Genomic DNA, 24,212 nt, shown 5'->3' with positions numbered 1-24,212 from the left:
CCCGCGCGGCCGGATCACGGCCGCGCGGGCTCCTTCGCGAGGTGCCTTTCTCATGACCCTGACGATCTACGGGATCGCGCGCACGCGCACGTCGCGCGTGCTCTGGATGGCCGAGGAGCTCGGCGTCCCCTACACGCACGAGCCGACGCCGATCTCCGACGAGGGCACCCGCGCCCCCGCCTTCCGGGCGCTCAATCCGATCGGCCGGGTGCCGACGATCGACGACGACGGGCTCGTCCTGTCCGAATCGCTCGCGATCAACCTCCACCTGGCGAAGAAGGTCGGCGGCCCGCTCGCGCCGCGCGACCTCGCGGAGGATTCGCTCGCCACGATGTGGACGCTCTTTGCGGCGACCGAGCTCGAGCCGAACGCGCACGAGGTCCTCGTCCACACCCACAACCGCCCGCCCGAGACGCGCGATCCTCAGGCGCGCGATGCCGCGCTCGCCGCCCTCGCGCGTCCGCTCGCGGCGCTGGAGGACGCGCTCGCGGCGGGCGGCGGGCATCTCGTCGGCGGGCGCTTCACCGTCGCCGACCTCAACGTCGCTTGCGTGCTGTTCTATCTGCGCGCGTGGCCGGCCGCGCTCGGACCGTTCCCCGCGATCGCCGCGTTCTGGCAGGCGGCGACGCAGCGGCCGGGCTATCGCGCGATGCTGCGCCTGCGGGGCGATCTGTGATGGCGGACGGGCGCGCGCCGGAGGGAGTTCCTCCCCAAGAAGTCCCGCCCCATGCCTGGCCGGAGGCGGAATGGCGCGGGCTCGTCGGCCGGGTGCGCGCGGGGCGGCGGCTGCGGCCGCCCTCGTGGCAGGGCAAGAGATGCGCGGTCGCGCTCTCCTTCGATTGCGACCACGAGACCTTCGAGATGGGACAGGGCGGACGCGCGATGGGGCGGCTCGCCTGGGGCGAGTTCGGCCGCCGCGTCGGCGTCCCGCGCATCCTGGACGTGCTGCACCGCTACGACGCGCGCGCGACCTTCTTCGTGCCCGCCGTCGCGGCCCTCATCGACCCAGACGAGCCGCGCCGGATCGCGGCGCATGGCCACGAGATCGGCATCCACGGCTTCATTCACGAGAACAATTCGAAGCTCGGCTATGAAGACGAGCGCGCCCTGACCGAGCGCGCCCGCGACGTCCTGCGCGCGACGAGCGGCACCGATCCGGTGGGCCTGCGCTCGGCGAACTGGGATCTCAGCCGCAACACGATCGCGATCGCGGCCGAAATGGGCCTCCTCTACGACAGCTCGATGATGGCCGACGAGGAGCCCTACGAGCTCCTCCTCGACGGCGTGGAAACGGGCCTCGTCGAGGTGCCGGTCGAGTGGCTGCGCGACGACGCCGTCTACCTCCTCTTCAACCGCAATCCCGCGACGCGCCCCTACACGCCCCCCGCCGCGGTGCTCGACATCTTCCTGCGCGAATTCGACGCCGCCTACGCGGAGGGCTCCGTCTTCCAGCTCGTGATGCACCCCTTCGTGATCGGCTACCGTTCGCGGATCTTCATCCTCGAGGAGATCCTCCGCCACGCGAAGGCCAAGGGCGACGTCTGGTTCGCGACCCATGCCGAGGTCGCGGCCTATGCGCGCGATCACGCCGTCTGACCCGTCGAGAGAGACCATGCAGGATCGCACCATCACCATCGTCGGCGCGGGCTCGATCGGCGTCGCCTTCGCGATCGTGTTCGCGCGCGCGGGCGAGCGCGTCGTCGTGAGCGACCCCGATCCCGCGCGCCGCGCCCGGGTCGATGCCGAGATCGCCGAGCGGCTCGACGACCTGTCCGCCCACGGCCTCCTAGAGGGCGACGAGGCCGCGATCCGCGCGCGCGTGCGGGTCGCCGACGATCTCGCAGGGGCGCTGGCGAGCGCGCGTCACGTGCAGGAATGCGCGCCCGAAAACGAGGCGCTCAAGCGCGATCTCGCGCGCGAGATTCTCGCGCTCGCGCCGTCCGACGCCGTCCTCGCCTCCTCGTCCTCCGCGATCGGCGCGAGCCGCTTCGCCGGGCAACTGCCGGAGGGGCAGCGCGCGCGCTGCCTCGTCGCGCATCCCGGCAACCCGCCCTACCTCGTGCCGGTCGTCGAGATCGTGCCCGCGCCCTTCACCGATCCGGCGATCGCCGATCGCACGGCCGACCTGTTCGCGCGCTGCGGGATGACGCCGGTGCGGGTCGCGCGCGAGGTGGAGGGCTTCGTCTTCAACCGGCTCCAGGGCGCGCTCCTGCGCGAAGCCTATTGTCTCGTGCGCGACGGCGTGATCGGGGTCGCCGACATCGACGCGCTCGTGCGCGACGGGCTCGGCCTGCGCTGGTCGGTCATAGGGCCCTTCGAGACCGCGGATCTGAACACGCGCGGCGGCATCCGGGCTCACGCCGCGCGGATGGGACCCGCTTACGCGCGCATGGGCGCCGAGCGCGGCCAGAACGACCCCTGGTCGGAGGATCTCGTCGCCCGCGTCGAGGCCGAGCGCCGCGCGGCGCTGCCGATCGAGCGCTGGGAGGACGGGGTTCGCGCGCGCGACGTCGGGCTCATGCGCGCGCTCGCGGCGCGCCGCCGGGGCGCTTCGTCGTGAGCGATCAGGCGCTCCCCGCGCGGATCGGGACGGCGATCGTCGGCGGCGGCATCGTCGGTCTGTGCCTCGCCCGTCTCCTCGCGCGGGACGGGGCCGAGGTCGCGATCCTCGACGACGGAACGTTGGCCGGCACGACCGCGAATGCCGGCAGCCTGCACGTGCAGATGCAGAGCCGCTTCATCCGCCTCTATCCCGAGCAGGCGGCCGCGCTCGAGCGGGCGCTGCCGCTCTATCTCGCCGCCACCCGCGAGTGGTTCGACCTCGAGCGGGCGCTCGAGGCGGATTTCGAGCTCAAGCGCACCGGCGGGCTGATGATCGCCGAGAACGAGCGGCAATTCGCCTTCCTCGCCGACAAGGCGCGGCGCGAGCGGGCGCGCGGGCTCGACGTGGCGCTCGTCGAGCGCGCGGAGCTGATGCGGCTCGCGCCCTATCTCGGCGAGAGCGCCTACGGCGCCGAGTTGTGCGCCGACGAAGGCAAGCTCAATCCGCTCCTCGCCAATGCCGCGATCCTCGCCGATGCGCGCGCGGCCGGCGCCCTGCATTGCGCGGGCACGCGGGTCTCGCGCGTCGCGGCGGACGGGGCGGGCTTCGTCGTCGCCACGAATCGGGGGGCGATGCGCGCGGGGCGGGTGGTCGTCGCGGCGGGCGCGGGGACGGGGGCGCTTCTCGCGCCGCTCGGATGCCGCGTGCCGACGGTCGCCGAGCCGCTCCACATGAACGTCACCGAGCCGATGGCCCCGGTCGTCGGCCACCTCGTCCAGCACGCCGAGCGGATGATCACCTTGAAGCAGCTCGCGAGCGGACATGTCGTCATCGGCGGCGGCTGGCCGGCCAGGCTCGCGGAGGCGGGACCGCCGCTCGTGCGGCACGAGAGCCTCGTCGGCAACGTGGCGCTCGCGGTCCGCCTCGCACCGGGGCTCGCGCAGGCGCGGGTCGTCCGCACCTGGGCGGGGATCAACACGACGAGCGACGGACAATGCACGATCGGCCCCGCCGGGCCGCGCGGGCTCTTCGTCGCCGTGCCGGGGGACGCCGGATACACGCTCGGACCTCTCGTCGCGCGCCTCGCCTGGCAGAGCCTGCGCGGCGAGCGCCCGTATTTCGACCTCGCGCCATTCGCGCCGAGCCGCTTCGCGCACGACGGTGAGAACGCGGCCGTCGGTTGACGGGTCGAGGGACGCAGACAACCCCGATATCGCACAATCATACGCTTCTCAGCCCCGCCTCGAGCGGCGCTCGACGGCGTTCAATCGTTGCCGTACCGAGGCTAGACGCCGGAAAGCCCACCGAGAGCCACGCAGCCTGCGCAATTTCGCGCAAGATTGCTCTTGCTTCGCCCCGCACATGATGTTCACTATGCGCACGAATGTACGAGAAACGGAACGGCGCCGACGCCGAATCCGGCGACCTCTGGGATTGGAGCGGACGATGACGAAGACCCCGATCGACAGCCTGAATTCCAGCCTCACCAGCGTCTCGCGGCGCACGGTCCTGACCGGCATGGCCGCCGCCGGCCTGACGGTCGCCGCGCCGGCGATCCGGCCCGCCCGCGCGCAGGACGTGACGCTGCGCTGGTGGTCGCCGCAGACGGCGCCCGCGCAGCGCGAGGCCTACGACTACCAGATCAGCACCTTCGAGGCCGCCAATCCGGGTGTGCGCGTGCTGTTCGAGAGCACCTCCGACGAGGGCTATCCGGCGCAGATGGCCGCCGCCTTCGCCTCGGGCCAGGCGCCGAACGTCGTGACGCACCTGCCGTCGTTCGCCGTGTCGAATTACTGGGAAAACGATCTCCTCGAACCGTTCGACGACGTCATCGAGATGATCGGCCCGGAGAATTTCTACGAGGGCGCGAACGACGTCTACGAGATCACGCCCGGGCAATATGCCGGCACCGGCATCGGCAACTCGGCCGCCAACATGCTCTGGGTGCGTCACGACCTGATGGAGCGCGCCGGCATCGAGAGCGTGCCGCGGACCTGGGACCAGCTGCGCGAGGCGGCCGCCAAGATGCAGGGCGGCGGCATCTTCGGCGCGCCCCTGCCCTACGCGCAGAACTCGATGACGAGCCTGGTGTTCATCTGTTTCGTGCACGGCGCCGGCGGGCAGATCTTCACGCCCGATCTCGAGGTGGCGGTCGATTCGGACGAGTTCCGCAACGCGCTCGAGTTCTACAAGTCGATGCGCGAGTTCTGCCCGCCGGGTGCGACGAACTATTCCTGGGGCGACAGCCTCACCGCCTTCGTCTCCGGCGCGACCGCGACGGGTCTCTATACCGGCCGCGTGCTCGCCAACGTCAATGCGCAGAACCCGGCGATCGCCGACCACATCTCGGCGCATCTCTATCCGACGATCTCCGAAGACGTGCCGCACTGGACCTTCAACGACTTCCCGTCGGTGATGATCCCGAAGAACGCGCCGAATCTCGAATTGACCAAGAAATTCGCCGCGCATCTGTTCGAGCCGGACGGCTACATCCGCCAGCTGCATGCGGCGCCGGGCCACGTGCTGCCCGTCCTGCGCACCATCTCGGAGATGGAGGCCTACCAGGCGCATCCGATCATCCAGAAGTATCGCGAAGACGTGGACAAGATGTCGGCCGCGGCTGCCGCAGGGCACAATCTCGGTTGGGAATCGCCGCAGCACCGGCCCAACACGCAGGCCGGCCGCATCGTCGCGAGCCATGTCCTCGCCGAGGCCGTGCAGCGCTACGTCATGAACGGCGATTCGATGGATGCGGTCGTGTCCGACACCGCGCGGCGTCTGGAAGAGCTGATGCGGGGCTGAGCATCGGCGGCGGCGGCGCTCTCCCCGCCGCGATCTCCCCCGCGTCCGGAGCCGGTCGGCGCACGCCGTCCGGCTCCACCCGAAAACGGAACTCCCGATGTACGCCTCCGCCCTCGATCGCCGCTACGCGATGCTCGGCGCGCTGCTGATCGCGCCGACGGTGATGATCTTCTGTCTGGTGATCGTCTACCCGCTCGTCTCGGCGATCTATCTGAGCCTGTTCACGATTTACACGCCGACCCTGCGGGGAGACTTCGTCGGCTTGTCGAACTACGCGGACCTGATGAGCCGCCACGAATTCTGGCGATCGCTGTTCAACACCGTCGTCTGGACGGTCTCGACGCTCTTCCTGCAGGTCGTCTTCGGGGTGGCGATGGCGCTCGTGCTGCACCAGAACATGATCTTCCGCTCGCTCGCGCGCAGCCTGATCCTGTTTCCGTACTTCGTCTCGACCGTCGTCGCGGTGCTCGTCTGGCGATGGCTGTTCAACGATCTCTACGGCATCCTCAATCACACCATGCTGTGGATCGGCCTCATCGGCATGCCGCTCGATTATCTCGGCTCGATGCCGAACGCGATGATCAGCGTCATCCTGGTCGGCGCGTGGAAATACTTCCCCTTCGTCGTCATCGCGGTGCTCGCGCGGCTCCAGACCATCCCCGAGCACCTCTACGAGGCGGCGAAGATCGACGGTGCCGGACCCGTGGCACGGTTCTTCGACGTGACGCTGCCGCAGCTGCGCGACGTTCTCCTCGTCGTCATCCTCTTGCGCGCGATCTGGGACTTCAAGGAATTCGACCTGATCTTCCTCCTGACCGGCGGCGGGCCGATCATCTCGACCCAGACGCTCCCCCTGATGGTCTACAAGGAGGCGTTCGGGCTCAACGACATGGGGCGCGCTTCCGCCGTCGCCGTCACCATGATGCTCGTGATGCTCGTCTTCATGCTCCTCTACCTGCGAACCACCCGCGAGCGGGAGAGTGCACGATGAGCTTCATCCTGCGCCGGATCGCCTGGAACCTGTTCGCCTGGACCCTGGTCTTCCTCGTCGCCTTCCCCCTCGTGTGGATGGTGCTCACCTCGGTCAAGCCGCAATTCGAGCTGTTCCGCATCCCGCCGACCTTCTGGCCGCAACAGGTCACCTTCGAGCATTACTGGACGCTGCTCGAGCGCACGCCGTTTCTGACCTACATGCGCAATTCGCTCGCGATCGCCTTCTCGACGACGCTCCTCGTCGTCGCGGTGGCGACGCTCGGCGCGCATTCGCTGGTGCGCTTCAAGTATCCGGGCCGCGAGCGGCTCGCGACGCTCGTGCTGTTCACCTATCTCCTGCCGTCGGTCGTGTTGATCCTGCCGCTCTACCTGATGCTCGTCTGGGTGGGCGTGGCGAACTCCATCTTCAGCCTGGTGATCGCGTATACGACCTTCTCGCTTCCCTACGCGATCTGGCTCCTGCGCTCGTTCATGCAGGGCATCCCGGAGGATCTCGAATCGGCGGCGCTCGTCGACGGCGCCTCGCGCATGGGCGCCTTCGTCGACGTGATCCTGCCGCAGGCGCTGCCGGGCATCATCTCGACCGCTCTGTTCACCTTCATTCTCTCCTGGAACGAGTATCTGTTCGCGCTCGTCCTGGTGAACACCGATGCGGCGCGGCCGCTGACCACGGGCGTGATGAACATGCTCGTGTCCTCCTTCAACATCGAGTGGTCTCTCCTGATGGCCGCCTCGGTGATGATGAGCTTGCCCCTGATCGTCATCTTCGCCTTCCTGCAGCGTTACTTGACGCGCGGGTTCGGGGCGGGGGGCGTGAAGGGCTGATACCTTAACGAGGGTGACGCACAATGGCGCAGGTGCGCTTCGAGAAGGTCCGCAAGGCGTTCGGGCAGGCGGTCGCCGTCGAGGGGCTCGATCTCTCGATCGACCACGGCTCCTTCGTCGCGCTGCTCGGACCGTCGGGCTGCGGCAAGACGACGACGCTGCGCATGCTCGCGGGGCTCGAATTCCCGACGAGCGGGACGATCTCCATCGGGGACCGCGTCGTCAACGACGTCGCGCCGGGCAAGCGCGATATCGCGATGGTCTTCCAGTCCTACGCGCTCTATCCGCACATGAGCGTCGGCGAGAACATCGCCTATCCGCTCAAGAAGCACGGCGTGCCGCGCGCGGCGCGCGAGGAGAAGGTGCTGCAGGTCGCGCGCACGCTGCAGCTCGAGCATCTGCTGGCCCGCAAGCCGCGTCAGCTCTCGGGCGGCCAGCAGCAGCGCGTCGCGCTCGGCCGAGCGCTCGTGCGCAACCCGCAGGTGTTCCTCCTCGACGAGCCCCTCTCCAATCTCGACGCGAAGCTGCGCGCCCATATGCGCGCCGAGCTGATCGAGCTGCACCGCACCGTCGGCCAGACCTTCGTCTACGTGACGCACGACCAGCTCGAAGCGATGACCATGTCCGACAGGATCGCCGTCATGCGCGAGGGCGTGCTCCAGCAATACGCCCCGCCGCGCGAGGTCTACGACCGGCCCGCGAACCTGTTCGTCGCGGGCTTCATCGGCACGCCCTCGATGAACGTGCTGTTCGGCGAGCTCGTCGGCGAGGGGCCGCGCATGCAGATCCGCGCGCCCGCCCTCGCGCTGCCGGTGAGCGTGCGCGGGGACGCGCCGCGCGGGCGGCGGGTCGCGCTCGGCGTGCGACCCGAGGACGTGCTCCTCGGCGCCGGTCCCCTCGAGGCCCGCGTGCGCCTCGTCGAGCCGACCGGCTACGAGACGATCATCGTCTTGGACGTGCCCGGCGGCTCGCTCGTCACGCGCGCAGGGCCGGACGTCGCGCTGCGGATCGGCGAGAGCGTCCCCTACGACCTGCGCGCCGAGCGCCTGCACCTCTTCGACGGCGACAGCGAAATCCGCCTCGAGGCCGAGTTCGGCCGGGCGGTCGCGAGCGCCGCGGCTTGAATACGTTTCGGAGCAACGACATGGCCCCTTCCGCCGCCGACATCGCCGCGCTCGACCGCGCCTACGTCTTCCACCCCTTCACGGCGCTCAAAGAGCACGAGCGCTCGGGCGGCCCGATGATCGTGCGGGGCTCGGGCATCACGCTCGAGGACAGCGAAGGCCGCACCTATCTCGACGGCATGGCCGGGCTCTGGTGCGTGAACGTCGGCTACGGCCGGCCGGAGATCGCGGAGGCGATCCACCGCCAGGCGCTGACGCTGCCCTATTACCACGGCTTCTCCTCGATGAGCACCGACACGCCGGCGCTTCTCGCCGAGCGGATCGTGCGCGCCGCGCCGAAGGGAATGGCGAAGGTGTTCTTCGGCAATTCCGGCTCGGACGCCAACGACACCCAGGTCAAGCTCGTCTGGTACTACAACATCGCCCGCGGCAAGCCGAACAAGCGCAAGATCATCTCCCGCGCGCGCGGCTATCACGGAGTCACGCTCGCCTCGGCGAGCCTCACCGGCCTCGAGGGCCTGCACAAGGGTTTCGGCCTGCCGCTCGATTTCGTGCGTCACACCCGCGCTCCGCACCGTTTGTGGGAGGCCGAGCCGGGCATGAGCGACGCCGATTTAGTCGCGAGCCTCGCCGCCGATCTCGAGGCGATGATCCTCGCGGAAGGGCCCGAGACGGTGGGCGCCTTCATCGCCGAGCCGATCCAGGGCGCGGGCGGCGTGATCGTGCCGCCGAAGGGCTATTTCCCGGCGATCCGGGAAGTGCTGACCCGCCACGACGTGCTCTTGATCGCCGACGAGGTGATCTGCGGCTTCGGACGACTCGGCACCATGTTCGGATGCGAAGCGCTCGACATCGAGCCCGATCTGATCACGATCGCCAAGGGCATCACCTCGGCCTATGTGCCGTTGTCCGGCTGCATCGTCTCGCAGCGCGTGTGGGACACGATCGCGGACGCGGGCGAGCGCAACGGGCCCTTCGGCCACGGCTACACCTACTCCGCCCACCCGCTCGCGGCCGCCGCCGCCCTCGCCAATCTCGACGTGATCGAGAACGACCGCCTGCTCGAGGCGGCGGCGACGCGTGGCGCCGAGATGCGGGCGGCGCTCGCCGACAGCTTCGGCGGGCATCCGCTGGTCGGCGAGGTGCGCGGCATGGGCATGGTGGCGGCGGTCGAGCTCGTCGCCGCGCGCACGCCCGCGACGCCCTTTCCTCCCGCGCTCAAGGTCGCGCCGCGGGTCGCCAAGGCGGCACTCGCGCGCGGCGTGATCACCCGCGCCCTCCCCTCCTCCGACACGCTCGCCTTCTCGCCGCCCTTCGTCGCGACGAGCGGCGAGATCGCCGAGATCGTCGGGCGCGTGCGTGAGGCGCTCGATGCGGTGGCCGACGAGCTCGCCCGCGAGCGGGCGCTGCCGCGGGCGTCGTGAGGCCGTTCGGACAGATTTCTCAATCGGGAAAGACCAGGGTCATGAACAGGAATGCGGTGAGCTGGATGGGGCCGATGCCGGCGATGACCACCCCCTTCGACACCGACGGAAGGGTCGACGATCGCGCCTTCTCGGCCAATGTCGATCGGCTCCTCTCGGCGGGGGCCACGGGGATCGTCGCCTGCGGCTGCACGGGCGAGTTCTGGGCCTTGTCGCACGAGGAGCGCGAGCGGCTCTATGCGAGCGCGGTCGCCGCCGTCGACGGGCGCGGCACGACCATCGTCGGCACGGGCTGCGTGACGGCGCAGGAGACGATCCGGCTCGCGCGCGCGGCGAAGGCGGCGGGGGCCGACGGGGTCCTCGTGCTGCCGCCCTACTTCGTCAAGCTCACCGACGACGAGATCTTCGCCCATTTCGCGGAGATCTCGGCGGCGATCGATCTGCCGGTGATGGTCTACAACATTCCCGGCAACGCCGTGAACGCCGTCTCGCCCGCGCTCGCGGCACGGCTCGCGGCGCTCGACAAGGTCCTCGCGATCAAGGAGAGCTCGGGCGACTGGAACAATTTCTACGCGATGTTGCTCGCGGTGAAAGACGAGTTGCGCGTGTTCTGCGGGCCGTCCTCCGTCTTCGGCGTGCCGGCGGTCGTCGCCGGTGCCGACGGCACGATCGATTGCTTCCCCAACGTCTGGACCGGCTGCCTCGACCTCTTCTACGCCGCGCGGGACGGCCGCACGAGCGATGCGCAGGCGCTGCAGGCGACCGGGCGCCGGCTCACCGACCTCTTCGTGAGCGGGGGCCGCACGCTCTATCCGGCGACGAAGGCGGCGATGGACATGATGGGGCTCGCGGGCGGCGGGCGCCCGCGTCCTCCGCTCCAGCCGCTCGAGGGCGAGCCGCTCGCGGGCCTGCGCCGCGGGCTCGTCGAGCTCGGCCTCCTCTGAGCGTGCGAGAACAAGAAGGGCGAGAACCATGGATCTGGGGATCAGGGGACGTCATGCGATCGTCTGCGCCGCGAGCCAGGGGCTCGGGCGGGCCTGCGCGGAATCGCTCGCGCGCGAGGGGGTGAGCCTCACGCTCAATGCCCGCCGCGAGGAGCCGCTCGCGCGCGCCGCCGAGGAGATCGCGCGCGCCCACGGCGTCGCGGTGGATTTCGTCGCCGGCGATCTGACGGAGCAGGACGCGCGCGACCGGCTGATCGAGCGCTGCCCGGCGCCCGACATCCTCGTCTGCAATCCCGGCATCCGCCAGGTGCCCGGCGATTTCCGCACCTGGAGCCGGGAAGATTGGCTCTGGTGGTGGGACGCGCATTTCCACGCCATGATCGACCTGATCGCGCGCACGACCCCCGGCATGTGCGAGCGTCGGTTCGGCCGCGTGGTCTCGATCACGGTGAGCTTCATCAAGTTCCCGCAGGTGGGCTTCGCCCACAGCCATTCGGCGCGGCTCGCGCTCTCGGGCGCGATCGCGGCGATGGCGCGCGAGCTGATCCCGCACAACGTGACGATCAATTCGGTCGCGCCGGGCCTGTTCGACACCGACGCGCTGCACACCAATCTCCACGGCCATGCCGCGCGCGGCAACACGACCTACGAGGCGATCGTCGAGGACCGCAAGCGGACCTGCCCGGCCGGCCGCTTCGCCGCACCGGAGGAATGCGGCGATCTCGTCGCCTTCCTGTGCGGCGACAAGGCGGGCTTCCTGACGGCGCAGAACATCGTTAACGACGGCGGCGTCTACCAGGGGCTGTTCTGATGGATGCGCCCGTCCTTCCCGTCGCCGGCCGCGTCGTCGCGATCTCCGGCGCCTCGCGCGGCCTCGGGCGCGCCATCGCCGAGCGGCTCCACGCCGACGGGTACACGCTCTCGCTCGGCGTGCGCGATCCGGACGCGACCGCGCGCCGGCTCGGATTCGATCCGGAGCGCGCGAGCGTCCACCGCTTCGACGCGGAGGACGCCGAGACGGCCGGAAGCTGGATCGCCGCGACGATCGCCCGCCACGGACGGCTCGACGGGCTCGTCAACAATGCGGGCATCTTCCGCAAGGTGACGTTCGAGGAGGGCGGCGAGGCGGATCTCGACGCGCTGTTCGCGATCAACGTGAAGGCGCCCTACCGCATCACCAAGGCCGCGCTGCCGCATCTGCGTGCGGCCGGGCACGGGCGGATCGTCAACATCGCGTCGACCGACGGCAAGCGCGTGCGCGATGCGACCGCCTCGCTCGGTTACGTGATGTCGAAGCATGCGCTCGTCGCGCTGTCGCACGCAACCAAGTTCGCGTCCTGGGAAGACGGGGTGCGGGTGACGGCTCTGTGCCCCGGCGCGATCGAGACGCAGATGATCGCCTCCGTTCCCGGCGCGACGCCCGCCGGCAACAGGCTCGCGCCGGAGACCGTCGCCGAATTGGTGAGCCTCCTGATGCGCCTTCCCGACACAGCAACGATCTCCGAGCTCGTGGTCAACACGCGGCTCGAGGCGTCCTATTGAGGAGGAACCCGTCATGACCGATCTTCGCGTCGCCGCGTCCACCTTCCCGTTCCTCTATTCGCATTCGGGGCTCGACGCCCTGAAGCACCTCGCCTCGCAGGGTTACACCGCCTTCGAGCTGATGATCTTTCCGCCCCATTGCTGGCCGGCGACGATGAGCATGGCCGAGCGGCGGGCCATGCGCGATTGGCTCTCCGACAACGGCCTGTCGGTGACGAGCTTCTGCTACCCGCTCCTCGACAACAACCCGAATTCCGTCTGCCCCTTGATGCGCCGCTACACGCTCGATCGCTACAAGGAGGCGATCGCGTTCGCGGCCGATCTCGGCTGCCCCTACGTCGTCGCGATCCCCGGGCCGGTGAACTCGCTGATCAACCCGCCGGACGCCTGGCAGCGGCAATGGTTCGTCGAGGGCATGCGCGAGCTCGTCGCCTTCGCGAAGGGCTCGGGCGTCGAGCTCATCCTCGAGAACGTGCCCTTCACCTTCCTGCCGACCGCCGAGGACATGCTCGCGGTCGCCGACGAGATCGACCCGTCGATCGGCATCAATTTCGACGTCTGCAACTCCGCCTACATCAAGGAGGACGTGGTCGGCGCGATCGAGCTTCTCGGTGCGCGGATCAAGAACGTCCACATCTCCGATTCGGGCTACGCGGAGTTCAAGCACGACCGTCTCGGCACCGGCATCGTCGAGCCGGGACCCGCCGCCGCCGCGCTGAAGAAGATCGGCTACGACGGCCTGACCGTGCTCGAGATCATCACCGATGCGACGAAGCCCGGCGTCGACCCCGATGGCGATCTCGCGGAGAGCCACGCCATCCTCGCGCGCAACGGTTGGGAGGCGCCGCCGACCCGGCGTTGAGTCGGGCGGAATCTCGCACAGGGCTTTCGCGCGCGCGTCACTGGCACGCGGCGCGGCGCGGGGCGAGTCTGCGAGGCCCGAGCGGAGCAGCTCCAGCGACGGCCGGCGGAGCTGCTGAGCATTTTGTGCGCATAGCGAACAAATTTCTCTCTTGCGCACAAATTATCTTTCGGGAACTATTCGCGGGATCGCACGACGCGATCAGGCGGCCTCTGCGGGCTTCGTCCGGAGTGCCGCGCCGAATCTGCAGCAAACGTGCCCGACGCGGCTCGAAAAGCGGCGTGCGGGGGAGAAAGGGTGCGCGCGTGCGCTCGATCCTGCGTGCCGTCGATCATCTCAACGCCGCGCTCGCCGTGCTGGTGGGCGCATTGCTCGCGACGACGTTCGCGGCGGTGTTCTATCAGGTCCTCGTCCGGTTCGTCCTGACGAGCCTCGGCGTGAACATCAGTGCGCCTTGGACCGAAGAACTCGCGCGCTATTGCCTGATCTGGATGGTGTTCCTCGGCGCGGCGATCGGCTGCCGACGGGCGCAGCTGATCGCGCTCGAATTCGTCGTGCGCTCGCTGCCCGCCCGGATCGGAATTCCCGTGCGCTACGCCACCATCGCCCTGTCGATCGCCTTCTTCGCGCTCCTCGTCCATGTCGGCCTGCCCTTCGTCGAACTCGGCCGCACCGAGACGAGCCCGGTGATGAACATCCGCAAGAGCATCGTCTATTGGGCGATGCCCGTCGGCGCCTCCCTGATGATCCTCAACTCGCTCGCCCTCGTCCTCGAGAGCCTCGTCGAGCGGCGCGACATCCGGTTCGCCGCCGACGACGTCGCGGAGGCGTGAGGCATGGGCGCGCTCCTCCTGCTCCTCATCGTCCTGTTCACCGCCGGCGTGCCGATCGCGCTCGCGCTCGGGATCGCGCCGCTGCCGACGCTGTACGGCCGCAACATCCCCCTCGTCGCGATCCCGCAGGTCGTCTTCGAGAGCCTCGATTCCTTCGCGCTCATGGCGCTGCCGCTCTACGTGCTCGCCGGTCGGCTGATGCAGTTCGGCGGGATCGCGGAGCGGCTCGTCCATTTCGCCGTCGCGCTCGTGAGCTGGCTCCCCGGCGGGCTCGCGGCCGCCGTGGTCCTCACGTCGATGATGTTCGCGACGATCTCCGGCTCCTCGGCGGCGACCGCCGCCGCGATCGGCGCGATGCTCATCCCGGAGATGGAGCGCCAGCGCTATCCCCGCCCGTTCAGCGCGGCGACGACGGCCTCGTCGGGCGAGCTCGGCGTGATCCTGCCGCCCTCCGTGCCGATGGTGATCTACGGCGTCATCGCCGGCGTCTCGATCGGCGATCTGTTCGTCGCCGGCATCATACCGGGCCTCCTGATCGGCAGCTCGCTCATCCTGGTGGCGACCGTCACCGCCTGGGCGAAGGGCTACGGCCAGCGCACGCCTTTCGAGCTGACGCGCTACGTGCCGGACGTCGCCCGCGCCTTCCGGCGCGCGTTCCTGTCGCTCCTGATGCCGGTGATCATCCTCGGCGGCATCTTCGGCGGCATCTTCACCGCGACGGAAGCGGCCGTCGTCGCCGTCGCCTACGCGCTCCTGCTCGGCGTCGTCGTCTATCGCCAGATCGCGATCGTCGACCTGCCGTCGATCTTCGCCAAGGCGGCGATCACCTCCGCCGTGGTGATGGTGATCGTGGCCTTCGCGGCGATGTTCGCCTTCTCGCTCAACATCCTGCGCGCGCCCCAGACCATCGCCGCGATGCTCACGAGCGTCTCCGACAACCCGCTCGTCTTCCTGCTCCTCGTGAACCTGTTCCTGCTCGTCGTGGGCATGTTCATGGAGACCTTCGCGGCGATCATCATCCTCGCGCCGATCCTCGCCCCGATCGCGGTCGCCTACGGCATCGACCCGGTGCATTTCGGGCTGATCATGATCGTCAATCTCGCCATCGGCATGGTGACCCCACCGGTGGGCGTGAACCTGTTCATCGCCTGCGGTATCGCGAAGATCGGCATGGAAGAGCTGATCCGCCCGCTCGCGGTGTTCCTGGCCGTCCTGGTGCTCAACCTGATGGTCATCTCCTACGTGCCGGCGCTCTCGCTGGCATTGCTGCGCTGACACAACGAAAACCTCCGGAGGACACGATGCAGCTCACCCGCAACATCCTCGCCGGCGCCTTCGCCGCCGCCCTCGTGGCGGCGCCGGCCGGCGCGCAAGAGCACCAGATGACGCTCGCCCACGTGCTCAGCGAGCAGAGCGCCTACCAGATCATCCTCACCCGCTTCGGCGAGCTCGTCGAGGAGCGCTCCAACGGGCGCATCGCGGTCGAGGTCCAGTGCTGCGCGCAGGCCGGCAACGAGACCCGGGCGATCCAATCGTTCCGCACGGGCGTCCTCACCGGCGGCTTCGTCGGCGGCTCGTCGCTGGAGACGGTGGTGCCCGCCTTCCGCGTCCTGTCGCTGCCCTACCTGTGGACCGGCTCGGAGGAGGCCTACGAGGTCCTCCAGGGCGAGACCGGGCGCGAGATGCTCGACTTCCTGCACGAATTCGGCATGCACGGGCTCGGCTGGGGCGCGATCTTCGAGCGCTCGGTCGCCTCGCGCCGCCCGGTCGAGACGGTGGAGGACCTGCAGGGCCTCAAGATCCGCGTCCTGCCGACCCCCGGCTTCGTCGAGGCTTATCGGGTGATGGGCGCGCAGCCGACGCCGATGGCCTATGGCGAGGTGTTCATGGCGCTGCAGAACAACGTCGTCGACGCCCTCGAGATCTCCCCAGATTCGATCGTCGCCGACCGCTTCGTCGAGGTGGTCGAGTACTACTCGCTCACCAAGGCCCACCAGTCGACCACGGTCTTCGTGCTGGCGAAATCGTTCTTCGACGGGCTGCCGGAGGATCTCCAGGAGATCGTCCAGACCGCCGCCGACGAGGCGATCGCCCACGGCATCGAGGCCCATCTCGAGCTCAACCGCAAGGGCCTCGAGATCGTGCGCGAGCGCGGCGTGACGGTGATCGAGCCGGATCTCGCCCCGTTCGCGGAGGCGGCGCGCCCCTCCTGGGACGTGATCCTCGCCGACGTGCCGGAGGCGCGCGAGCTCCTCGAGATCATCGAGGCCGGCCGGCAGCGGTAATCGGTAGACTGGTCCGCTCCGGGAGCCTCACGCCGCGCGCGAGGAACCCGGAGCGAAGGCCGCGATGTCGATCGCGGGGCGGCGTCCGACCACGAGGTCGGCGACGAGGCGCGCCGCGATCGGCCCGGCGGTGAACCCCATCCAGGGAAAGATCGCCATGAAGAAGCCGGGCACGCCCGGCGGCTCTCCGAGGATCGGGCGCCAATCGTCCGTGCCGTTGACGAGGGCGGGCCAGGTGCGGACCACGCGGGCCCCCGCGACGCCCGGCACCACGCGGCAGGCGAGCGCGAGATTGGCGCCGAGGGAGGCGGGGTCCGGCGACAGAAGGCCGCTTTCCTGATCGAGCCGCGACGGCCAGCCGCCGCCGATCAGCAGCGAGCCGACGGGCGTCTGCTTGAGGGTCAGCTTGCCGCCGGCGAAATAGAGGAGGTGCCGCACGATCGGCGCCACCGGCTCGCTGACGGTGACCTGGATCGGATGCGCCTCGAGCGGCAGCGCGACGCCGACCATGCGCGCGACCGCCGCCGCATCGGCGCCGGCCGCGTTCACGATCCGCCGGGCATGGACGCGCCCGCGGCTCGTCTCCACGACGAAAGAGCCGCCCTCGCGGGAGATCGCACGCACGCTCGTGAAGCGCTCGATGCGCGCGCCGAGGCGCTCGGCCGCACGGGCGAAGGCCGGCACCGCCGCGAGCGGGTTGGCCTTGCCCTCGATCGGGCACAGCGCCCCGCCGACGAGGTCGTCCGCGACGTAGGGCGCGAGCGCGTGCAGGTCGGCCCGCGAGAGGATCTCGACGGGAAGTCCCTGCTCGCGCTCGATCCGCGCCTTGGCGACGACCTCGCGCATCTGCGCCTCGCTCGCCGCCACGAGGAGACCGCCGGGCGTGGCGACCTCCAGGTCGATTCCGAGCTCGGCCTCGACCTCCCGCCACAGCCGGATGCCCTCCATCATGATGGGGATCGTCGGCGCGAAGGTCCGCGCCCAATCCTCACCTTTGGTGACGAAGGGTTCGTGCGGGATCTGCGCGTGGATCGAGCCCGCATTCGAGCCCGAGGCCTGCGTGTTGAGATCTCCGCGCTCGAGGAGCACGACCGCGACGCCTTCCTTGGCGAGGTAATAGGCGCTCGCCGCACCGGCGAGACCACCCCCGACGACCACCACATCGATCACGCGCGATCTCCTCCCGATCCTGCTCCGCGCTTTACACCATTCTGTGCGGTATGGTAACAAGTGTTCGCAAATCAGGTCCTCATCGCCCATCGAGAGTGCCGATCCCGACGTTGCTCGCCTTGCAAGGGAGGCGGGCGCGGCCCCTTGCGCGCAGGCGATCCGAATACCCCACCAGGAGCAGGTCATGAGCAGAGAGTTCCGCGGCAGCTATACCGTTTCGGTGACGCCGTTCACAGCCGACGGGAGCGCCGTCGATCTCGAGGCGCAGAAGCGCTTCCTCGATTGGCAGATCGCCCAGGGGGTGCCTGGCATCATCGTGCTCGGCACGACGGGCGAGTTCCTGACGATCACCGACGAAGAGCGGCGCGCGCTCGTCGCCACCACGGTCGAGCACGTCGCCGGGCGCATGGACGTCCTCGTCGGCACGATGAACGCCTACACGCCCAACGCCGTGCGCTATTCGCGCGAGGCGGAGGAGCTCGGCGCCGACGGCCTGATGATCATCCCGCCCTATTACTACACCCCCACCGAGGACGAGATCTTCGGCTATTACGCCGCGATCTGCGAGCGCGTCGGCCTGCCGATCATGCTCTACAACAATCCGGTGACCTCCAATGTCGACATGTCGGCGAAGCTCGTCGGGCGCCTGACCCGCGCCTTCTCGCAGATCCGCTACATCAAGGAAGCGAGCATGGACGTGGCGCGCGTCTACGACATCGTCGAGGAGACGCAAGGGGTGATGAACGTCTTCGCCGGCGAGCGGATCGTCGAGAGCTTCAAGCTCGGCGCAGTGGGTTACGTGAACCCCTACGGCAATTACATCCCGCGCGCCTCGCACCGGATCTGGGACTTCCTGGTCGAGGGGCGGATCGAGGACGCTCAGCGCATCCAGAGGCTGATCACCAAGCTCGATCACATCATCGCCGAGGGCCACCCCACCTACGGCCATCAGTGCTATTCGAAGGCGCTCGCCGGCGCCGTCGGCTGCCCGGTCGGCGACGTGCGCCCGCCCCTCACGCAATTCGCCGCGCTGGGCGAGGAGGGCCGCGCGCGCCTGTCGAAGATCATGGCGATCATCGGCGAGATCGACGCGCTGATGACCGAGCTCGACGGTCGGATGGCCGCCGAATGACGGGCCCCATCCTCTTCACGCCCCTCGACCTGAGGGGCGTGCGCTTCAAGAACCGGATCGTCGTCTCGCCGATGTGCCAGTACCAGGCCGTCGAGGGCGCGATCCAGGACTGGCACATGGCCCATCACGGGCGCTTCGCGCTCGGCGGCGTCGGCGCGTGCGTGATCGAGGCGACGGGCGTCACCCGCGACGGTCGGATCACGCCGGGCTGCACCGGGCTCTACGACGACGCGCACATCCCCGGCATGCGCGCGATCGCCGCGCTCTACCGGCGCTTCGGCGCGGCCTGCGGCGTCCAGATCGGGCATGCGGGCCGCAAGGCCTCGACCGCACGCCCCTGGGACGGCGCGGGGCCGCTCGAGCCCGGCGGGCCGGAGCCGGCCTGGGAGACGATCGCCCCCTCCGCCCTCCCCCACCGCCCCGATTGGCCGGCGCCTCGGGCGATGGAGGCGGCCGATTTCGAGCGCGTGCGCGAGGGATTCGCCGACGCGACGCGGCGCGCGCTCGCGGCCGGGCTCGACTTCGTCGAGATCCACGGCGCGCACGGCTATCTCCTGCACACCTTCTTCTCGCCGCTCTCGAATCGCCGCGAGGACGCCTATGGCGGCGATCTCGAGGGGCGGATGCGGTTCGTCCTGGAGATCACGGAGATCGTCCGCTCCGTCTGGCCGGCGGACAAGCCCGTCTTCTACCGCGCGAGCGCGGTCGACGGCACGGAGGGCGGCATCACGCTCGACGACACGATCGCGCTCGCCCGCGCGCTGAAGGCCAAGGGCGTCGACGTGATCGACTGCTCCTCCGGCGGCATCCTCACCGGCGTGGCGCTCGCGGGAGCGGGGTCGAAACCCGCGCCGGGCCATCAGGTCCCACTCGCGGGGGGCGTGCGCCGCGGAGCGGACGTCGCCACGATGGCGGTGGGCCTCATCGTCGACCCGCACCAGGCAGAGGCGATCCTGGAGGCCGGCGAGGCGGACCTGATCGCGCTCGGGCGCGAGCTGATGGCCGATCCGAACTGGCCCTTCCACGCCGCCCAGGCGCTCGGGGTCGAGGATGCCGACGGCGTCCTGCCCGAGCCCTACGCCTTCTACCTGCGCCGCCGCGGACGGGTCTCGCTCGATCCACGAGACCCGCCATGGCCTCAGCGCACGTAAGTCGCGCCGTTGACGTCGAGCGTCGCGCCGCTCAGATGGCGCGAGGCTCCCGTCGCGAGGAAGGCGACGAGATTGGCGATGTCCTCCGGCGGCACCCATTCGCCCATGGCGAGGCCCGCCGTCACCGGCGCCTCCCCGCCCATGCCAGCCGCGAAATCCTCCGACATCTTGGTGCGCACGACGCCGGGCGCGACGATGTAGACGAGGATGTTCTCCTTCGCGCAGGCGCGCGCGATCGTCTGCGTCGCCGCCTTGATCGCCGCCTTCGACGCTGCATAGGCGAGGTGGTCCGCATTGGTCGAGCCGCGCTGCGCGGCCCAGCTCGAGATCGTCACCACGATGCCGCCGCCGCGCGCCCGGTAATGGTGGACCGCGCGGCGCAGGAGGCGGGCGGGGGCGAGCACGTTGATCGCGAGCGTGCGCTCCCAGGTCTCGTCCCAGGCCGAATCGTCCGCGTCGATGCCGCCGCCCGAGAGCATCACCGCCGCGTTGTTGACGAGGACGTCGACGCCCCCGCGCCAATCCTGCGCTTGCCGCCAGAGCCGCTCGACCTCCTCGGGGCGCGACAGGTCGGCCCCGACGAGGAGCTTGCGCTCCTCCGGCAGCTCCGCCGTCGCCGCCTCCGCGCCGGCGCGGTCGCCGCCGTAATGGGCGACGAGGTGGCATCCGGCGGCGCCGAGCGCCCGCGCGGTCGCGGCACCGATGCCCTTGGACGCGCCGGTGAGGAGGACGGTCTTGCCGGCGAGATCGATCATGGCGTGGCTCCTGTAGGGGTCTTCGGAAAGGATGCGGGATGAGACGCTTCGAGAACAGGCGCGTCGTGGTGACCGGCGGCGCGAAGGGCATCGGCCGCGCGATCGCGGAAGGATTCGCGAGCGAGGGGGCCGCGCTCGCGCTCGTCGGTCGCGACGAGACGGCGGGCGCGGAGGCCTGCGCGGCACTCGCGAATGCGGGCGCGCGGGCGATCTTCGTGCGCGCCGATCTCGCCGATCCGCCGGCCGCCGAGCGGGCGGTCGCGCAGAGCGCCGAGCGTCTCGGCGGGCTCGACGTCCTCGTCGCCAACGCCGCCTTCTCCCGCCGCCGCGGGCTCGCCGACGCGAGCCTCGAGGATTGGCGCGAGATGCTCGACGTCAACCTGATCGCCCCCTTCTTCGCCGCCCGCGCCTGCGAGGGGCGGATGGGCGCGGGCGGGGCGATCGTCACCATCGCCTCCGAGATGCACGCGCTCGCCAACCCCCAATCGATCGTCTACGGCACCACGAAGGCCGCGCTCGTCCACCTGACGCGCAAGCTCGCCCTGCATTTCGCGCCCGCCGGCATCCGGGTCGCCGCGGTCGCGCCGGGGCCGATCCGCACCGAGATGCTCGAGCGCTCGGTCGTGCAATCGGGGCAACCGCTCGAGGAAGGGCTCGCGGCGCACGCGGCGCGGCTCCCGATCGGGCGCCTCGGCACGCCCGAGGAGGTCGCGCAGGCCGTCCTCTACCTCGCCTCCCCGCAGGCCGGTTTCGTGACGGGCACCGTGCTCGCGATCGACGGCGGCTCGACGATCCCCCATCCGTGAGGGGGGTGGCGGGTTCGAGGCGGCTCTCCTTCCATCAGAGCTTGGGAGCACATCGCCTCGTACCTCCACGCCGTCATTCCGGGGCGCGAAGCGAGCCCGGAAGCCAGATCCACCACGTCGGATGAGCAGCCTATAGGCTGCGTCCGTCGACGCATCAGGTGCGTCGGTCTGCAGAACGAGCGCGCATGCGCGCTCGAACGAGCGTTGGGGTTCTGGATTCCGGGCTCGCTTCGCGCCCCGGAATGACGGGACGGGAAAGAAGGAGAGCGGCGGCGCCACTCGATCGCAGTCCCCTGCGCAGATCTCGCGAGAACCGCGCATCGCCTCACCCGATGCCGCAATCGACGCAGAGCAGCTGCCCGGTCTGGCCGGACGAGAGGTCGCTCGCGAGGTAGAGCGCGGTGCCGGCGACGTCGGCTTGCGTGGCTATGCGCCCGAGATGGGTCTGCGCGGCCATGGCGGCGAGTTCCGCCTCGGGCGGCTCTCCGCTCGCGGCGGCGCGGCGCTCGACGCGCGCGATCAGCGCAGGCGTCGCCACGGGGCCCGGCCCGATCGCGTTGACGCGGATGCCGTAGCGGCCGAGATCGGCCGCCGCCGCGCGCACGAGGCCGAGGACGGCATGCTTCGAGGCGGTGTAGATCGCCTGGCGCGGATGCGCCCGGTGGGCATTGAGCGAGGCCATCACCACGATCGCGCCGCCCCGCTCCCGCATCAGCGGCACGGCGTGTTTGAGGCAGGCGGCGACCCCGCGCAGGTTGACGGCCATCACCCGGTCGAGTTCGCCGAGATCGAGCGCCGCGATCTCCGCCCAGGGCGGGACGATGCCCGCATTGGCGACGAGGACGTCCAGACGCCCATGCGCCGCCGCGACCTGCGCGAGCCCCGCGGCGACCTCGTCCTCGACGGTGACGTCCGCCCGCGCCGCCCGCCAGCCCGGCGGCAGGGCCTCGGCGGGGTCATCGCGATCGAGGCCCGTGCCGCGCGCGCCTGCGGCGGCATAAGCGTGGGCGATCGCGGCGCCGAGCCCCGAGGCCGCGCCGGTGACGAGCGCCACGCGCCCCGCGAGCAGGCCGCCGATGCCGGAAGGCGCCTCGGCGGCCGGCGTGTCCTTCACCGGGTTGACCATCGACGAACTCCCCATTAAGCGTACGCTTGTACGGATAACGCACAAATCGCCGCACGAGAACCCTCATCGCGGCGCCGAACGGCCAACCCTCCTGTGCGCGCGAGCCCGCCGATGCCCCCCACCGACCGTCCCCTCGACGCCACGCTCCGCTTCGAGGGAGCCGAGATCCCCGCGCGGGCGGGCGAGACCATCGCGGCGGCGCTGACGCGGGCGGGCGTGCGCGTCTTCCGCGAGACCCGCGGCGGGGCCGGGCGCGGCCTGTTCTGCGGCATGGGCGTCTGCCAGGACTGCCTCGTCGAGGTCGACGGGCAGGCCAACCAGCGCGCCTGCATGACGAGCGTCGCGGGCGCGCAGGAGGTCCGCCGCCAGGCGGCCCTCGCCGGAACCGCCGCCGCTCCCATTGCCGCCCCGCGCCCGCTGCGGCGGCTCTCGCCGGACGTCGCCATCGTCGGCGCCGGCGCGGGAGGGCTGAACGCCGCGATCGCGGCGGCGCGCGCCGGGGCGTCGGTGATCGTCCTCGACGAGCGCAAGAAGGCCGGCGGCCAGTATTACAAGCAGCCCGCGGACGCCGTGGCGGGTCCCGACGAGCCCGGCGCCGACGCGCAATTCGAGGCCGGACGGCAGCTCGTCGCCGCCGCGCGGGAGGCGGGGGCGACGATCCTCTCCGAGACGATGGTCTGGGGCGCCTTCGCCCCGCGCGAGCTCGCGGCGATCGGCCCCGAGGGGCCGCTCGTCGTCACGCCGGCCAAGCTGATCGTCGCGGCCGGCGCCTACGAGCGCGCCTTCCCCGTGCCGGGCTGGACGCTGCCGGGGGTGATGACGACGGGCGCGGTGCAGACGCTGCTTCGCAGCTACCGGGTTCGTGCCGGCGACCGGATCCTGTTCGCCGGCAACGGCCCTCTCAATCTCCAGGTCGCGATCGAGGCGGCGCGGGCGGGCGCGCGGGTCGTCGGCATCCTCGAGGCGGCCGCGGCGCCGGGCATCCGCGAGGCCGGCGCGCTCCTGGCGATGGCGCGCAACGATCCTCGCCTCGTGCGCGACGGCCTCTCCTACGTGCTGGCCGCGCGGCGCCTGCGCGTGCCGATCGCGAACGACCGCGCGCTGGTCTCGATCGAGGCGACGCCCGAGGGCCTCGTCGCGACGAGCAGCGCGAGCGGCGATGCGGGCCGCGACGTCCGCCGCCACGAGCCGGTCGACGTCGTCGCCTGCGGCTACGGCTTCCTGCCCGGCAACGAGATCCTGCGCACGCTCGGCGCCCGCCACGAATACGATTCCGCCCGCCGCATGCTCGCGACGATCCGCGACGCGGACGGGCTGACGAGCCTGGCCGACGTCTACGCGGTCGGCGATTGCTGCGGTCTCGGCGGCGCGCCCGCCGCCCGCGAGGAGGGCACGATCGCCGGCGCGGCGGCCGCGGCGGCGCTCGGGCATCGCGTCGAGGAGGCGGCGATCGCCGCGGCGCGCGGGCGCCTCGCCCGCCATCGGGCTTTCCAGAAGGCGCTCTGGCGGGTCTACGCGGCGCCGCTCCCCGCGCTCGGTCGGCCCGCCGCCGACACCCATGTCTGCCGCTGCGAAGAGGTGAGCCTCGCGACCATCGACGCCGCCATCGACGAGGGCAGCCGCACGCTCGGCGACATCAAGCGGCGCACGCGTGCCGGCATGGGCCGCTGCCAAGGCCGCTATTGCGCGAGCCTCGTCGCCGAGCGTCTCGCGGAGCGCGCGGACCGGCCGATCGAGGAGATGTCGTTCTTCGCCCCGCGCGTGCCGTTCAAGCCCGTAAGCCTCGCCGATCTCGCCGCCGCGCTGGAGGCGGACGAGCGGGCGGGTGCGTGAGCGGGCCCGAGCGGTGGGGGCGAGGGCGTATGTGAGCGTTCGTGAAGCTTTCCGAGGCTGCCA

The 24,212-nt window shown here is 70.5% G+C and carries 23 protein-coding genes; 20 read left to right on the top strand and 3 right to left on the bottom strand.

All coding sequences use genetic code 11. The annotated features are described in order from the left end of the window. Positions 1–52 precede the first annotated feature (52 nt). From ACK4UM_RS06970 to ACK4UM_RS06895, 16 genes are all read left to right on the top strand, one after another. On the top strand, positions 53–676 hold the full coding sequence (locus ACK4UM_RS06970) for a glutathione S-transferase family protein (protein WP_409797193.1): 624 nt from the start codon (positions 53–55) through the stop codon (positions 674–676). Then, positions 676–1,596: a polysaccharide deacetylase family protein gene (locus ACK4UM_RS06965; RefSeq protein ID WP_409797191.1), complete on the top strand. Its 921-nt coding sequence runs from the start codon at positions 676–678 to the stop codon at positions 1,594–1,596. Before ACK4UM_RS06970 ends, ACK4UM_RS06965 begins: the two co-directional genes overlap by 1 nt. Positions 1,597–1,612: 16 nt before the next feature. Beyond that, complete coding sequence (locus ACK4UM_RS06960) at positions 1,613–2,560, top strand: 3-hydroxyacyl-CoA dehydrogenase (RefSeq protein ID WP_409797189.1); 948 nt, start codon at positions 1,613–1,615, stop codon at positions 2,558–2,560. Next, positions 2,557–3,726, top strand: coding sequence for an NAD(P)/FAD-dependent oxidoreductase (locus ACK4UM_RS06955; protein WP_409797188.1), 1,170 nt, complete (start codon positions 2,557–2,559; stop codon positions 3,724–3,726). The genes ACK4UM_RS06960 and ACK4UM_RS06955 overlap by 4 nt, the downstream gene beginning before the upstream one ends. Before the next feature lie 262 nt (positions 3,727–3,988). Further along, complete coding sequence (locus ACK4UM_RS06950) at positions 3,989–5,344, top strand: ABC transporter substrate-binding protein (protein ID WP_409797186.1); 1,356 nt, start codon at positions 3,989–3,991, stop codon at positions 5,342–5,344. 97 nt (positions 5,345–5,441) lie between these two features. Then, positions 5,442–6,335 carry a carbohydrate ABC transporter permease gene (locus ACK4UM_RS06945; RefSeq protein WP_409797184.1) on the top strand — a complete coding sequence of 298 codons (894 nt, stop codon included), beginning with the start codon at positions 5,442–5,444 and terminating at the stop codon, positions 6,333–6,335. After that, complete coding sequence (locus ACK4UM_RS06940) at positions 6,332–7,162, top strand: carbohydrate ABC transporter permease (protein WP_409797182.1); 831 nt, start codon at positions 6,332–6,334, stop codon at positions 7,160–7,162. Before ACK4UM_RS06945 ends, ACK4UM_RS06940 begins: the two co-directional genes overlap by 4 nt. 23 nt (positions 7,163–7,185) lie before the next feature. After that, positions 7,186–8,286 (top strand): ABC transporter ATP-binding protein, encoded by a 1,101-nt coding sequence (locus ACK4UM_RS06935; RefSeq protein WP_409797180.1) that lies wholly within the window; start codon positions 7,186–7,188, stop codon positions 8,284–8,286. 20 nt (positions 8,287–8,306) lie between these two features. After that, entirely contained in the window at positions 8,307–9,710 is a 1,404-nt protein-coding gene (locus ACK4UM_RS06930) for an aminotransferase (RefSeq protein WP_409797178.1), read from the top strand. Positions 9,711–9,751: 41 nt separating this feature from the next. Beyond that, positions 9,752–10,654: a dihydrodipicolinate synthase family protein gene (locus ACK4UM_RS06925; protein ID WP_409797176.1), complete on the top strand. Its 903-nt coding sequence runs from the start codon at positions 9,752–9,754 to the stop codon at positions 10,652–10,654. A gap of 28 nt (positions 10,655–10,682) precedes the next feature. Beyond that, the gene (locus ACK4UM_RS06920) at positions 10,683–11,465 is read left to right on the top strand and encodes an SDR family oxidoreductase (RefSeq protein WP_409797174.1); all 783 of its coding nucleotides are present in this window, start codon (positions 10,683–10,685) and stop codon (positions 11,463–11,465) included. Continuing rightward, positions 11,465–12,196, top strand: coding sequence for an SDR family NAD(P)-dependent oxidoreductase (locus ACK4UM_RS06915; RefSeq protein ID WP_409797172.1), 732 nt, complete (start codon positions 11,465–11,467; stop codon positions 12,194–12,196). Before ACK4UM_RS06920 ends, ACK4UM_RS06915 begins: the two co-directional genes overlap by 1 nt. 13 nt (positions 12,197–12,209) lie before the next feature. Further along, positions 12,210–13,058, top strand: a complete 849-nt coding sequence (locus ACK4UM_RS06910; RefSeq protein ID WP_409797170.1) for a sugar phosphate isomerase/epimerase family protein — start codon at positions 12,210–12,212, stop codon at positions 13,056–13,058. A gap of 305 nt (positions 13,059–13,363) precedes the next feature. Next, complete coding sequence (locus ACK4UM_RS06905) at positions 13,364–13,891, top strand: TRAP transporter small permease (RefSeq protein WP_409797168.1); 528 nt, start codon at positions 13,364–13,366, stop codon at positions 13,889–13,891. A 3-nt stretch (positions 13,892–13,894) separates the two neighbouring features. Then, positions 13,895–15,166, top strand: coding sequence for a TRAP transporter large permease (locus ACK4UM_RS06900; protein WP_409797167.1), 1,272 nt, complete (start codon positions 13,895–13,897; stop codon positions 15,164–15,166). A 26-nt stretch (positions 15,167–15,192) separates the two neighbouring features. Then, the gene (locus tag ACK4UM_RS06895; protein ID WP_409797165.1) at positions 15,193–16,176 is read left to right on the top strand and encodes a TRAP transporter substrate-binding protein; all 984 of its coding nucleotides are present in this window, start codon (positions 15,193–15,195) and stop codon (positions 16,174–16,176) included. Positions 16,177–16,203: 27 nt separating this feature from the next. Here the strand turns inward: ACK4UM_RS06895 and ACK4UM_RS06890 are convergent, their stop codons facing one another. Next, complete coding sequence (locus tag ACK4UM_RS06890) at positions 16,204–17,346, bottom strand: NAD(P)/FAD-dependent oxidoreductase (protein WP_409797163.1); 1,143 nt, start codon at positions 17,344–17,346, stop codon at positions 16,204–16,206. Between the two features lie 184 nt (positions 17,347–17,530). On the opposite strand from ACK4UM_RS06890, the gene ACK4UM_RS06885 reads away from it, so the two are divergent. Both ACK4UM_RS06885 and ACK4UM_RS06880 read left to right on the top strand, forming a co-directional pair. Further along, entirely contained in the window at positions 17,531–18,478 is a 948-nt protein-coding gene (locus ACK4UM_RS06885) for a dihydrodipicolinate synthase family protein (RefSeq protein ID WP_409797162.1), read from the top strand. Then, positions 18,475–19,629, top strand: coding sequence for an NADH:flavin oxidoreductase/NADH oxidase (locus tag ACK4UM_RS06880; RefSeq protein ID WP_409797160.1), 1,155 nt, complete (start codon positions 18,475–18,477; stop codon positions 19,627–19,629). Before ACK4UM_RS06885 ends, ACK4UM_RS06880 begins: the two co-directional genes overlap by 4 nt. Here ACK4UM_RS06880 and ACK4UM_RS06875 read toward each other — a convergent pair. After that, positions 19,617–20,384 carry an SDR family NAD(P)-dependent oxidoreductase gene (locus tag ACK4UM_RS06875; protein ID WP_409797158.1) on the bottom strand — a complete coding sequence of 256 codons (768 nt, stop codon included), beginning with the start codon at positions 20,382–20,384 and terminating at the stop codon, positions 19,617–19,619. The genes ACK4UM_RS06880 and ACK4UM_RS06875 overlap by 13 nt on opposite strands. A 38-nt stretch (positions 20,385–20,422) precedes the next feature. On the opposite strand from ACK4UM_RS06875, the gene ACK4UM_RS06870 reads away from it, so the two are divergent. After that, positions 20,423–21,190 (top strand): SDR family NAD(P)-dependent oxidoreductase, encoded by a 768-nt coding sequence (locus ACK4UM_RS06870; protein WP_409797156.1) that lies wholly within the window; start codon positions 20,423–20,425, stop codon positions 21,188–21,190. Between the two features lie 325 nt (positions 21,191–21,515). Here the strand turns inward: ACK4UM_RS06870 and ACK4UM_RS06865 are convergent, their stop codons facing one another. Then, complete coding sequence (locus tag ACK4UM_RS06865; protein WP_409797154.1) at positions 21,516–22,316, bottom strand: SDR family NAD(P)-dependent oxidoreductase; 801 nt, start codon at positions 22,314–22,316, stop codon at positions 21,516–21,518. A gap of 111 nt (positions 22,317–22,427) precedes the next feature. Between ACK4UM_RS06865 and ACK4UM_RS06860 the strand changes: the two genes are divergently transcribed. Next, entirely contained in the window at positions 22,428–24,149 is a 1,722-nt protein-coding gene (locus ACK4UM_RS06860; RefSeq protein WP_409797152.1) for a 2Fe-2S iron-sulfur cluster-binding protein, read from the top strand. Positions 24,150–24,212 lie beyond the last annotated feature (63 nt).

This window comes from Salinarimonas sp. (genome assembly GCF_046292825.1).
Taxonomy (GTDB): Bacteria; Pseudomonadota; Alphaproteobacteria; order Rhizobiales; family Beijerinckiaceae; genus Salinarimonas.
Note: the sequence above shows the minus strand (reverse complement) of the source record. Positions and strands in the feature narration are given on the sequence as shown.